The sequence below is a fragment of the Methylomonas sp. Uni0009 genome, assembly GCF_054188105.3.
In genome coordinates, this window is record NZ_JBTAFN010000001.1 from 2,064,233 (window position 1) to 2,077,160 (window position 12,928).

At 51.6% G+C, this 12,928-nt stretch carries 11 protein-coding genes; 5 read left to right on the forward strand and 6 right to left on the reverse strand.

All coding sequences use genetic code 11. The features are described from left to right. Positions 1-81: 81 nt before the first annotated feature. The 4 genes from ACWAU0_RS09770 (at position 82) to ACWAU0_RS09785 (ending at position 7,565) form a co-directional block, all read left to right on the forward strand. A complete protein-coding gene (locus tag ACWAU0_RS09770; protein WP_020483545.1) occupies positions 82-279 on the forward strand; it encodes a winged helix-turn-helix domain-containing protein in 198 nt (65 codons plus the stop codon). 303 nt (positions 280-582) lie between these two features. Next, positions 583-3,384: a glycosyltransferase gene (locus ACWAU0_RS09775; RefSeq protein ID WP_033157743.1), complete on the forward strand. Its 2,802-nt coding sequence runs from the start codon at positions 583-585 to the stop codon at positions 3,382-3,384. 415 nt (positions 3,385-3,799) lie between these two features. Then, on the forward strand, positions 3,800-6,184 hold the full coding sequence (locus ACWAU0_RS09780; protein WP_458139027.1) for a TonB-dependent receptor: 2,385 nt from the start codon (positions 3,800-3,802) through the stop codon (positions 6,182-6,184). Positions 6,185-6,320: 136 nt separating this feature from the next. Next, positions 6,321-7,565 (forward strand): sialidase family protein, encoded by a 1,245-nt coding sequence (locus tag ACWAU0_RS09785; protein WP_205451467.1) that lies wholly within the window; start codon positions 6,321-6,323, stop codon positions 7,563-7,565. A 59-nt stretch (positions 7,566-7,624) separates the two neighbouring features. On the opposite strand, the gene ACWAU0_RS09790 is transcribed toward ACWAU0_RS09785, so the two are convergent. Beyond that, positions 7,625-8,521, reverse strand: a complete 897-nt coding sequence (locus tag ACWAU0_RS09790; protein ID WP_205451466.1) for a phosphoribosylaminoimidazolesuccinocarboxamide synthase — start codon at positions 8,519-8,521, stop codon at positions 7,625-7,627. 69 nt (positions 8,522-8,590) lie between these two features. Here ACWAU0_RS09790 and djlA point away from each other — a divergent pair, with 69 nt between their 5' ends. Continuing rightward, positions 8,591-9,394 carry a co-chaperone DjlA gene (djlA, locus tag ACWAU0_RS09795; protein ID WP_205451465.1) on the forward strand — a complete coding sequence of 268 codons (804 nt, stop codon included), beginning with the start codon at positions 8,591-8,593 and terminating at the stop codon, positions 9,392-9,394. 84 nt (positions 9,395-9,478) lie between these two features. Here the strand turns inward: djlA and ACWAU0_RS09800 are convergent, their stop codons facing one another. The 5 genes from ACWAU0_RS09800 to ACWAU0_RS09820 all read right to left on the reverse strand — a co-directional run bounded on the left by ACWAU0_RS09800 (position 9,479) and on the right by ACWAU0_RS09820 (position 12,825). Further along, on the reverse strand, positions 9,479-9,640 hold the full coding sequence (locus ACWAU0_RS09800) for a hypothetical protein (protein WP_020483539.1): 162 nt from the start codon (positions 9,638-9,640) through the stop codon (positions 9,479-9,481). A gap of 156 nt (positions 9,641-9,796) precedes the next feature. Then, on the reverse strand, positions 9,797-10,357 hold the full coding sequence (locus ACWAU0_RS09805) for a YigZ family protein (RefSeq protein WP_205451464.1): 561 nt from the start codon (positions 10,355-10,357) through the stop codon (positions 9,797-9,799). A gap of 1 nt (position 10,358) precedes the next feature. After that, positions 10,359-11,102, reverse strand: coding sequence for an ABC transporter ATP-binding protein (locus ACWAU0_RS09810; RefSeq protein WP_205454501.1), 744 nt, complete (start codon positions 11,100-11,102; stop codon positions 10,359-10,361). After that, positions 11,099-11,860, reverse strand: a complete 762-nt coding sequence (locus ACWAU0_RS09815) for an ABC transporter permease (RefSeq protein ID WP_205451463.1) — start codon at positions 11,858-11,860, stop codon at positions 11,099-11,101. The genes ACWAU0_RS09810 and ACWAU0_RS09815 overlap by 4 nt, the downstream gene beginning before the upstream one ends. Further along, the gene (locus ACWAU0_RS09820; RefSeq protein ID WP_205451462.1) at positions 11,860-12,825 is read right to left on the reverse strand and encodes an ABC transporter substrate-binding protein; all 966 of its coding nucleotides are present in this window, start codon (positions 12,823-12,825) and stop codon (positions 11,860-11,862) included. Before ACWAU0_RS09820 ends, ACWAU0_RS09815 begins: the two co-directional genes overlap by 1 nt. Positions 12,826-12,928 lie beyond the last annotated feature (103 nt).

Below are 12,928 nucleotides of genomic sequence, written 5' to 3' on the forward strand. Positions count from 1 at the left end.
CGCGGCTTGTGTTGCGTAAGGCTGGATAGCACGACTAAAACCCCCCGATTTTTTTTGTTGTTTAAATGATGAGGAGTTGAAATGGTGGATACAATTGGTGAAGCAGCTGGAGCAGTCTGGCAATATTTGCATACGCATGGCGAAGCTAGCGTTAATAAAGTCACGACCGAAACCGGCTTGGGTAAGAACGACGTCCAGCGAGCGATCGGTTGGCTGGCTAAAGAAGACAAACTGAATATTGAAATGAAAGGCCGCGTAGAAACCCTTTCATTGAAATAAAAGTTTTCCCGCAACCTGCTTAAGGTTGAGCTAAGCGTGGCGACATTCAATACCGGCTCTTTGCCGGTTTGAGCGTCGCCGGGGTTTGCCCTTGGGCGGGTTCCTAAATGCCGCTGTGTTTTGTTGGTAAATCTGTTACCTGACAGGAATGCGTGGCCCGCTTAGACACGCGCCAGTCGCTCTGTCGAAATCAGATACCGTAGCAAGCGCATTTAAATTTGCCGACGGAATGGCTGCGTAATGCCGTGAAAATTAAAAAATACTGATTCTAATAACCCTCTATTGCGGAGTCTTTCTGTCGAAATGAAAGCCAAAATTGCCACATTTTTCACCTTGGTGCTACTGGTTGTCATCAACCTGGGTATCTGGTCTTACGTCAATAATCCGTTAAAACTGCCATCCTGGAGCGATACCATGATGGGGGTGACCTTTAACCCCAAGGGGCGCGATTTCAATCCTGCCGACGGCGTATTTCCCACCAGAGAACAAATTCAATCCGATCTGGAGTTATTGTCCGGTAAAGCCCATTCGATAAGAACCTACACCGCGCTGGAGGGTATGGAGGTTGTGCCTGAGTTGACAGCCAAGAATGCGATCAATCTGGCGATGGGCTGTTGGGTGGATTTGGTTGATGACGATAGCGCCGAGGACGATCCGCAAAAAAAGTTAGAGAACACGCAGAAACGGCTGGATAAAAATCAGCGCGAAGTCGAAAGCCTAATCAACCTAACCAATCAATATCCAAAAACCATTGTTCGCACGCTGGTGGGTAACGAATCGTTGTTACGGTATAGAAACAAGGTTAGTGGACCTATCGCACAGAAAGTCCGTCAAGAATTTTCCGGTTCGATGAGCGAACAAGATTTGCAGCTGAAAATCGAGGCGGATGTTAAGGCGGAAGTGGCCGGCAAAGCCAACGAACTGATTGAGTACGTTCGCGAAGTAAAAAAACGCACCTGGAAACCGGTTAGTACAGCTGAAACCTGGGATATATGGGTAGCAAACCCGGCCTTGGCGGCGGAAGTCGATTACATAGCTGTGCACATTCTGCCCTATTGGGAAGGTGTGCCGGTCGATTTACCCAAAGGTGCGGAAGGCGATAACGCAGTCGAATATGTGTTCAAGCGTTATTACGAATTGCAGCAGTTGTACCCCAACAAAACCATCGTGATTACCGAGGTGGGTTGGCCATCCGACGGTCCTCCGCAAAAAGCCGCCACTGCTTCGTTGGCGAATCAAGCCAAGTTTTTGCGTGAGTTCCTGAATCGCGCGACTGCCGAAAACATTATTTACTATGTGGTCGAAGCGTTTGACCAGCCGTGGAAGATCAAGCTGGAAGGTACGGCCGGTGCTTACTGGGGCTTATTCAATGCTGATCGTCAGCCTAAGTTCCCGATGGAAGGTGACGTACTGGCCAATCCAACCTGGCGTAACTGGGCTAGTGGCGCTGCAGTACTCAGTATTATCTTGATGGCGGCCTTCTTGTTTACCCGTAAGAGCTTGAAGCTGCCGGGTAAATTTTTCTTCGGTATCGTCGCCAACTTGGCGGCGTCGGTATTGTTTTGGTCGGCATCGATTGCCGCCGCGCAATACCAAACTAGTTTTTCGGTTGTGTTCTGGGCGATTTTGCTGATGATGCAGGCCATGGCCATCTTGGTGTTGCTGACCGAGAGCCTGGAGATTTCCGAAGTCATCTGGCATCGCAAGGGTCGCCGTACCTTCCAGCCGCTGACGCCGCCGGCCGGTTTCCGTTATCCGAAGGTTTCGATCCACTTGCCGATCCACAACGAGCCACCGGAAATGGTGCGCAAGACCCTGAATGCGCTGGCCAAGGTCGACTATCCGAACTACGAAGTATTGGTGATGGATAACAACACCAAGGATCCGACAGTTTGGCAACCGGTGCGTGACGATTGCGACCGCCTTGGCCCGAAATTCCGCTTCTTCCATTTGGATAATTGGCCCGGTTACAAGGCCGGTGCGATCAACTACGCATTGACCAATACCGCTGAAGATGCCGAAATCATCGCGGTCATCGACAGCGACTACATTCTGAACCCCGATTGGCTGAAAGCGATGGTGCCGTATTTCGACCAGGAAAATGTCGGCTTTGTGCAGTCGCCGCAGGATTATCGCGATTCTGGGCAAAGCACGTTCAAGGATATTTGCTACTGGGAGTATGCAGGCTTCTTTAATATCGGCATGGTGCAGCGTAACGAATTCAACGCCATCATTCAGCATGGCACGATGACCATGGTCCGCAAGTCGGCGTTCGACAAAGTCGGTCCGTGGGGCGAATGGTGTATCTGCGAGGATAGCGAATTGGGCTTGCGTTTGTATGAAGCGGGTTACGACTCGGTGTACTGCAAGGAGTCTTTTGGTCGCGGCCTGATGCCGGATACCTTCTCCGGCTATATGACGCAGCGTTTCCGCTGGGTATACGGCGCGATGCAGATCATCAAAAAGCATTGGCGGCATTTTTTGCCCAACAAAAAATCTTCGCTTACTTCGGCACAGCGCTATTACTTTGTGGCGGGTTGGCTGCCTTGGTTTTCCGATGCGTTGGCGCTGCTATTTACCGGTACCAGCTTGATATTGACCGCGCTGATCGTGTCGGATCCTATTCACAGTGAGCTGCCGGTAAACGCCTTCCTTTTGCCGACCATAGGCCTGTTTGCATTCAAAATCTTGCGCGGTTTGTGGTTGTACAAGGCGCGGGTGGCTTGTTCAATGTTGCATGCATTGGGTGCGGCACTGGCCGGGTTATCGCTGACCCATACCGTGGCACGGGGTACCTTGCAAGGTTTGTTTACCTCCGGCAAGCCCTTCATGCGCACGCCAAAATACGAGCAGCAAGGGCCGTTGGTGGCGGGGTTGTTGATCATTTGGCAGGAGTTGTTATTGCTAACCTTGTTGCTTGCCGGCATCCTGGCGATGCGCTCTATCGAGCATTTCGATAACTTGAGCGGCAGGTTGTGGATGGCAGTATTGGCGGTGCAATCCGTACCTTACGTCGCCACGCTGCTGACGATTCTGATCAGCGTTGCGCCTAATTATTTTCCAGGCAAAAAACTCTCCGCCGATGAGTTAGACGCGGACGAATAAATACCGCTTGCTTGGTCTCTGAAAACCCTTGTCGGCTGAAAAGCTGGCAAGGGTTTTTTGTTTAGCGGGCGAGGACCGGTTCCAGTTGCTACCTGAGCTGTTGTCGCTGTTTTGAGTGTCAGCATCAAAACAATGGATATGGCGGCGAATAAAATAAACTGTGTTATATGACTTATTTCTAGTGAGTCATTTGCCGCATAAATGGGTGGTTGTGGTGGCGTATTTGATGATGCGTTGTATTAATTGATTGATAAAAAAGCACAATTGTATTTAGGGTTATAAATTGCTTATATCTACAAATGGCTGTTTTAAAGTGTGTGAGATCACCAGAAACCGTTGGTGTTTTAAATAGCGCTTTTGCCGACAATTAGTCCTTAGCAAGAACAAATCGCATACCTTCGCAATTTTTAAACCTATGAAACACGCAAAAATCAAACTTAGCGCCAAGCCCTATTTAATGGGGGCGATGCTGCTCACTGTGTTGCCGGGAGTCTCGGCGACCGAAGATGGCAAGACAGACAACAAAACTGGTAGCAATCAAACCGCAATATTGCCGGAAATGACGGTTACCGCCGAAAGCGGAAAAGCCGCTACGCAAACGGCTACCGAAAAATACAAATTGCCTGCTGTTACCGAAAGCGTTACCCGCGAGAAGATGGAAGATACCATCAACGTAATGAACACTGAGGATGCCATCAAGTATTTGCCTAATATCCTGGTGCGCAAACGTTATATCGGCGACAAGGAAATGCCGGTGTCTATGCGCACCTCCGGGACCGGTTCTAGTGCGCGCAGCTTGATTTATGCGGACGGCATTTTGCTATCGTCGTTGCTGGGCAATAACAACAGCATGACCGGTTCGCCGCGCTGGAATATGGTCTCACCGTCAGAAATTGAGCGGGTTGATGTGATGTACGGACCGTTTTCCGCAGCCTACGGCGGAAACTCGATAGGCGGTGTCGTTGATATTACGACGCGGATGCCTGAGAAATTCGAGGCTGGCGGCGGCGTGCAGTCTACTTGGCAAGAATACGATGTTTACGGCCATACCGATGTCTACGACTCCCAGCAGTACACGGCCAATCTGGGTAGCCGACACGGCGACTTTTCCTGGCGCTTTGACGTCAGTCATTTGGATGCGCACAGTCAGCCTATATCATTTACGTACTTGCCTACTCCCTGCCCCGCGACTGGTGCGAATGCCTGCCCGAATACTAACGGTATTTCAGGCGCCGTCGGCGATGTCGATAGAAGCGGCTCCCAAAGAATCTTTGCCATAGGCGAAGGCAATATCAGACATACGGTGCAGGATAATTTTAAGTGGAAACTGGCTTACGACATTACGCCCACGCTAAAAGCCTCCTACACATTGGGTTTGTGGCAAAACGACGAAAGCGGGGGCTTCAATAGCTACTTGCGCAGTGCCACTACCGGAGCGCCGGTTAATAGCGGCATAATCAATATGAACGGACGAAACTACAGCCTGGGTTCGACGTTTGCCGAGAACGATTACCAACAGATGCACTGGTCGCACGGTATGGCGCTGAAATCGAACACCGGCGGTATTTTCGATTGGGAATTGACCGGCAGTGTGATCAATTATGGCCAGGATGAGCAACGCGCGCCCACGGTTGCGCCCAATCTTGCGGCTGCGGGTGGTGCGGGAACTCTTACCAGCCTAAACGACACCGGTTGGCACACTGTCGATGCTAAAGGTATATGGCGTCCGGATTCTGCATGGGGACCGCATCATGTCAGCTTTGGATTTCATCATGATCTTTACGAATTAAACAACCAACAATATGTAACCTCCAATTGGATCTACGGTGCACCAGTCCGCTTAAATACCAATTCGCAAGGCAAGACCGAAACCAACGCGGTCTGGATTCAAGACGCATGGACATTTGATCCGGATTGGACGCTGACCTTGGGCGGACGTTTGGAGAACTGGAACGCCTTCGATGGCACTAACACCGGTTCAAACGGCAGAACGATCAATCAGTCTAACCGCAGCGATTTAAGATTTTCGCCAAAAGCCTCGCTGGCCTGGAAGCCGACTGATAGCTGGAAATTTACCAGCTCTATTGCTCAGGCTTACCGTTTCCCAACGGTGACAGAACTGTTCCAGGGTACCAATATCACCGTCAGCGGCACCTCAAATATTGTGAATCCCAATCCAACGCTAAAGCCTGAAGAGGCATTGTCTTCCGAGCTTTCCGCGCAATATTTTCTGAGCGAAGGTTCGTTGCGTTTGAGCTTATTCCACGAAAAAGTCTACGATGCCATCTACAGTCAAACGACTTTCAGTCCGGTCACTAACTCGACATTATCGTATGCGCAGAACATCGACCAGATCAGCACCTACGGATGGGAGTTTTCCGGCGAGCACAGCAATGTCGTTATCGATGGCCTGGACTTGTCGGGTAACGTGACCTGGGCGAATTCGCGCATCGATAAAAATGCAGCTCTGCCTGCGTCTGTCGGCAAGTATCAGCCCCGAGTGCCGGAGTGGCGCGCCAGTGCCACGGCCACATATCATGTGACTAAAGATTTTACGTCCTCCATCAGTGGACGCTATAGCAGTCAACAATATGGGCAAATCGATAACAGCGACGTCAATCCGGATACTTATACCGGCACCGGTAGCGCGTTTTTCGTTGTGGATACCCGTGCCAAATATCAACTGACCAAGCAACTGACGCTTTCAGCAGGTATCGACAATATTACCAACGAAAAATATTGGCTGTTCCACGTGTTTCCGCAGCGCACCTATATCGCAGAATTGAAATTTAACTATTAAGCGGTTATTAAATGTATTCAACCAGGATAGGGTAGAGCTCATCTAATCCTGGTTGTGCGTTAAATGACATAGTTTAATTTTGCCCGGTCAAGCGGGTAAAAATGTTCGTAACTTTCCGGACACTTACTAAAAGACGATGATGAAATTTCAACTCCCTTTGGCAATGGTTGCCTCGTTGATTTTGACTGCATGTGCCAACGAGCCGATCACAAGTAAGCAAGGCGCTGAGGCAGCTAAGCTTGAACAGCATACCGACCAAAAAGCATTGTGCGCTGATCTGCAAACCAGTCCGGCAATTGGATGTTCCGAGACGGTCACCGCGACTTTCGACAATAGCGGTGCGCTGTGGTTGGCTTGGGTGGTCCGTGATCGTATCTATGTGCAATCGTCTACCGATAAAGGTCGGAGCTTTTCCGCACCGGTTGCGGTAAACGCCGAGCCGGAAGCTATTGCTGCGCGCGGTGAATACCGGCCAAAAATCAAACTCGATGCGCAAGGCAATATCTACCTGACCTGGACCCAAAATTTGGAAAAACGCCATACTGGCAACATTCGCTTCAGTCGCTCGACGGACGGCGGCAAGAGTTTTTCCAAGCCGGTGACGGTCAATGACAATCTGGACGTGATCGGCCACCGCTTCGATGCGCTGGCGGTGGGGAAGAATGGCGAGATTTTTGTGGCTTGGCTGGATGCGCGCGACAAGGAAAAAGCCAAGGCCGCTAAGCAAGAGTTTGCAGGTACTGCCGTGTATTACGCCTGGTCGGACAATGGCGGCAAAAGCTTCTATCCCAACAAAACCGTGGCACCGCATAGCTGTGAATGCTGCCGATTGGGTGTGGAAATAGATGCCGACAATTTGCCGGTGGTGCTGTGGCGGCATGTTTATGAAGGCAATATCCGCGATCATGCGCTGGTTAAATTTAAGGATTGGCACACCCCTGGAGCGGTGCAGCGCGTCAGCCAAGAAAACTGGAAAATCGATGCATGTCCGCATCATGGCCCGGCCTTATCAATTGCCGACAATGGGGTTTACCATTCGGTATGGTTCAGCGGAGCCGCTGATAAACAAGGCTTGTTTTACGGCCACTCCAAGGATGGCGGTTTAAGGTATTCGTCGGCCTACCATTTCGGCAATCAAGGCGCCAAACATCCCAACGTGTTTGCCAAGGGCGAGCAGGTAGTAGTGGTGTGGTCGGAATTCGACGGCAGCCATAATCTGTTGCAGTTGATTAAGTCTAATGATGGCGGACTGAGTTGGTCGCAACCCGAAGTCGTCGGTAAAACGGCGGAAAGCGCGGACGATGCTTTTCTGTTGAGCGATGGTGAGAGTGTTTTTCTATCCTGGCAAACCGCGCAGGGTTATCAATTCAAGCCGATTTAGGTTTTAGTGATCCAAAGCCATCCCGCTAGTGGCGTGGGATGGCGGCCTGGATTATAGTTTCAATTTCCAATCAGTTTCAATTCGGCTTCCCGATATTTTTCCGCGCATTTTCTGCTGACTTCTTCCGGCAATTTCGGACCGGGCGCGGTCTTATTCCAATCCAAGGTTTCCAGGTAATCTCGTAGATATTGTTTGTCGAAGCTAGGCGGGCTGATGCCGACTTGATATTGCTCGACCGGCCAAAAGCGCGAGGAATCGGGGGTCAACGCTTCGTCGATTAAGTACAATGCGCCGTCTTCATCCAGGCCAAATTCGAATTTGGTGTCGGCGATGATGATGCCGCGCTCACGGGCGTAATCGGCGGCCGTGGTGTAGAGCCGCAAACTGGCGTCGCGCACTTTGTCGGCCAGTTCCTCTCCCATTAACGCTACCGTATCGGCGAAGCTGATGTTTTCGTCATGGGTGCCCATTTCGGCCTTGCTGGACGGCGTGTAAATCGGCTGCGGCAATTGTTGCGCCTGTTGCAAGCCGGCCGGCAATTCGATACCGCACACCGAGCCGCTGTTTTGATAATCCTTCCAACCCGAGCCAATCAGGTAGCCGCGCACGATAGCTTCCACCGGCAGCGGTTTCAGGCGTTTGACGATGATGGCCCGGCCTTCCACTTGCGCGCGCAATGCCGGATCGGGAATTACATCTTCCAGCGTCAAGTCGTCGTTTAAATGATTGGGAATAATATCGCGCATTTTTTCGAACCAGAAATTACTGACCCTGGTCAACACACGGCCCTTACCGGGAATCGGGTCGGGCATGATCACGTCGAACGCCGACATCCGGTCGGAGGTGACGATCAATAGATGTTTATCGTCGATTTCGTACATGTCGCGGACTTTGCCGCGGCCGAGCAATTTCAAATGCGGCAGGGAAGATTCGTAAAGTGCGGCGGGGGCATTCATAATACGTGTGTGGAGTCAGTGAAAAGTGGCTGCAATTTTATCATTAAACCTGTTGAGGGTAGGAAACGCATGAGTTGGCTGGGCAAGTTGGTGGGTGGAGCGTTTGGATTTATGTTGGGCGGGCCGTTGGGCGCCATTTTCGGCGCATCGGTAGGGCATCAGTTCGATGCCGGACTGGACGGGATGGCCGGCGAGTCATTTAATCCCGGCGACCAGCAGCGCGTGCAAATGGCGTTTTTCACTGCGACGTTCGCGGTGATGGGCCACGTCGCCAAGGTGGATGGCCGGGTTTCCAACGAGGAAATCGGGCTGGCAAAACGGGTGATGGATAATATGGAACTCAGTGCCGAGCTGCGCGAAGCCGCGATTCAACTGTTTCAGCAAGGCAAGCAGACCGATTTTCCATTGGCGGAAGTACTGCGGCAATTTCGCGTGGAATGTCATCGCCGGACTAACCTGGTGCGGATGTTCGTGGAAATCCAGATTCAAGCGGCGTTTGCCGACGGTGTTTACGATGCCAAGGAAGAAAAGCTGTTACTGGATATTTGCGCGCAACTGGGCTTGTCGCGTTTCGAATATCAGATCATCAAAGGCCAAGTACAGGCGCAACATCGTTTTCAGCAGTCGGGTGAACAGTTTCACGCGGCCAAATCCAGCTCGTCAAAACTGGAAGATGCTTATGCGGTGTTAGGCGTCTCCGCGACGGCGGACGATGCTGAAGTGAAAAAAGCCTATCGGCGCCTGATGAGTCAGCACCATCCGGACAAATTGGTGGCCAAGGGGTTACCCGAGGAAATGATGCAGATGGTCAAGCAAAAGACTCAGCAAATCAGGAAAGCTTACGAAACGATACGGGAAACAAGAGGTTTTTAAAAAGAGCCCGCCTGCCACGGAGGCGGCTGACGGGCTTGAAATAAACAGATTAACTGCTTAACAACGAGGGAGGTACAACAAAACTTAAGCGCGAAACGAGTCGCTAAAATCCAGATTGCTGGCGATGGTTGCAGCGCCGAATAGCATGGTGGAGATGATGAACTCGCCAGACATGAAGCCAAACACGCCGGTGGTGAAAAACAGGCCGGTGAGTACGTCTTTATACAGATTGTTCGATTTGTTCATTTTTGCTCCTAGACTGAATACAGTCGATACCAATGAAGACGACTTCAATATAAGCTTTATTTTTTTATTTACAATACCGGCTATAGTGGATTGCTTGTTTCTTTTTTAGAAACAATATTGAAATAAAGTTGTCATCTAGGCTTGCTATAAGCTGTTTTAATCGAGGAATGCGCTAAGCTCGGACAGATTGCTCTTGGGGAGTTTGACGGTCAGTCTTACCGAATCGGAAAAATCCTGACCGATAATGCTGCCGTCCAGTTTTTTTAACTGGTATTCCAGCGCTTGTAGTCGGTGGTAATCCAGATTCAATGTCAGCTCGGCGAATTCAATGTATTCGACAATGTCGGCAGCTTCTATGACTTGCTTGGCGACATTGCCGTAGGCGCGGGTCAAGCCGCCCGCGCCCAGCTTCACCCCACCAAAATAGCGAATCACCGCCACCACCAGATTGATTAATTGCTTGCCTTCCAGATGCTGAAAGATCGGCTTACCGGCGGTGCCGCTGGGTTCGCCGGCATCGTGAAAACGGCAGATCAGACCGTCCGGCGATTGGATGCGATAAGCGTAAACGATATGGCTGGCGTCGGGGAAGCGTTGATGCAAATCCTTTAATAACAACAAAGCTTCGCGCTCGGTCTGGCAGGGGCTGATGATGCCGATGAAGCGGGATTTCTTGATGATCTCCTCGACTTCACAAGTCTTGACGACGACACGCACCTTACAATAGCCCGGTAATTGCCGGATACTGGCTCAATAGATGCTCGCGAAACGCTTCGATTTGCGCTTCGTCGTTACGCCGTTCGCGCGGAATGTTGACCGGAATATCGCTGATGATCCGCATCGGCGGCGGCGATAGAAAAATCAGGCGGTCTGCCAGCGCAATCGCCTCGCGCAGGTCGTGGCTGACGAACAGTACCGTATGCGGCCGTTGTTGCCATAGCGAATACAGCAGATTTCTCACCTGCCGGGCGCTAGGCGCATCCAGCGAGACGAAGGGTTCGTCCATCAGCAGAATGTCCGGATTAATGGCGAAGGCGCGGATGATGGCGACTCGCCGCTGCATGCCCAGCGACAAACGTTCCGGATAAACCTGCTGCACGTCGCTCAGTTGCATGTCTGCCAATAACGAATCGATCAAGGCGGCGGGCGGCGTTTCCTCAAATACCACTTCGATATTCTGCCGTACGGTATACCAGGGCAGTAATCTGGGGTTCTGAAACACATAACCAATTCTGGCAGTTGTAGCTTGGCGGCCTATTTGAATTTGGCCCTGATAGTGACTATCTAGTCCGGCAATCATATTCAACAACGTGGTTTTACCGCAGCCGGATGGGCCGAGCAGGCAGACGAATTCGTTGCGGCCCACGCCGAGTTGTAAGTCGGCAATCGCTTGGTGTTGGCGGTCGTCGGCATGCCCAGAGCGATAAGTTTTATCCTGGATGCTGATGGTAATATCGTTCACCGCCGCCACCGTAAGGCCTTGCGGTCCAGCGGCCGCAGCAACAGCCATTCGATCATTTGGATGACCGCGACAAAGGCAAAGGTATAAGCCAGCAGGCTGGCGACATCGAACAATTGAAAAAACAGATGCAGTTGATAGCCCATCCCGTTGCTGCGGCCTAGCAGTTCCACCACTAAAATGATTTTCCAGATCAGCGCCAGACCGGAGCGCGTGGCCGCCATCACGAACGGATGCAATTGCGGCCAGATCACATGCGCCAAGGTTTTTCTGCGGTCGAAACGGTAGCTTGCAGCCATTTCCAATAAATCCTTGTCCAGTGCCCGCGTGCCTTCACGGATGGTGACAATCACATTCGGCAGTTTATTGATGACCACGGCCAGAATCGCCGCCGATTCGGCCAATCCGAACCAGACGTAGCAAAGGATGATGGTGACCAGCGCCGGAATGTTCAGGAAGATTACCAACCAGTGATCGAAGAACGCATCCAGGGTTTTGTTGTTACCCAGCGTCACCCCTATCGCGCAGCCCAATACCATCGCAATCGAGAAGCTGACCAGCAGCCGCAGCAGCGTAACCCCTAAATGGTAGGGTAGTTCGCCGGATTGAGTTGCTTGCCAAAATACCTGGGCGACCTGGAGCGGATAGGGTAATGTTGGACTGTGGACCAAGCCAGCCGCCAGCTGCCAGATGCCTAGCAGCGCTAACAGCGATAGCAGTGTGACGGCAGACTGGTTAAGTTTAAAAGTGCCCGTCAACATTAGTCAGCCGACCAGAACGTCCCCGCTTGTATTTGCGCCGATTGGCCGGTCAGCTTGTTATTGCTGAGTTGATGCAGCATGGCGTAGATTTTTGCGGCGGCGCTTTGCTGAGTGGCGCCCCATTGTTCAACGCGGCCTTGGCAGTAACGCTCCCGGAGTTTTTGTTGTTCTTTCGGACTGGCCGCGTCGGTGAGCGGCAAAATTTTCTGCCATTCCGCATCGGAACTGCACAGGGTGTCGTGAGCTTGCTTGCCGAGACTCAAGAATTGTTTGAACGCCGCTTTATGTTGATCGGCCCAGTCCTGTTTGAACACATAGCCGATGCTGGGCACTGTTTCGTTGATGCCGAGTTGGCGGATGATTTCCTCGCCGCTCAACAGCGCCCGATAGCCTTGCGCTTCCAAATGCGCGGCAAATTGCCAGAAGGTCAGCAAGGCATCGACGCGCTTTTCGAGTAGTTGCTGGCTCAGTAATGGTGGCGCGCCGTAGATTTTTTCCACGCCGGTATTCAGGTCCACATGCTGTTGCTGTCCCAACGCTTGTAACAGCAGCCAGTTCTTATCCAGCTCGCCACCGGCTATGCCCAGTTTTTTACCTTTTAAATCGGCCAGTGACTTGATCGGGCTATCGGCCGGTACCAGCAATACGCCGGAAGTGTCGGAAAAAGGGTAAAAACTCAAATTGGTGCCGGTGCTGCGCATGCTGGACGTCCAGATCCAGTCGGAGACGATCACATCGACTGAGCCAGCTTGTAGCGCAACCTTACCGGCTTGCTGATTGGCAACCGCGATGTTTTCCACGTTGAATTTTGCATTGTCCAGTAGTCCTTGGTTGCGCATCGCCGCTAGCTCCCAGTTTAAGGTGCCGGCGGCCATAGCGCCTATGCGGATAGTGGGTTTTTCATCGGCGTTGGCAAATTGCGGCAATAAAGCGGCAATGGCAAACAGGCAAGTTTTTATATTCATCTGCAAAGTCCCTAGTCGGATGGTTAACGCAACGATTTTAACGCAGCCGCCCCCAATACGAGAATGTTTGTCGGATTTGTTTGGAGCGGAATGCGTTGTCCAA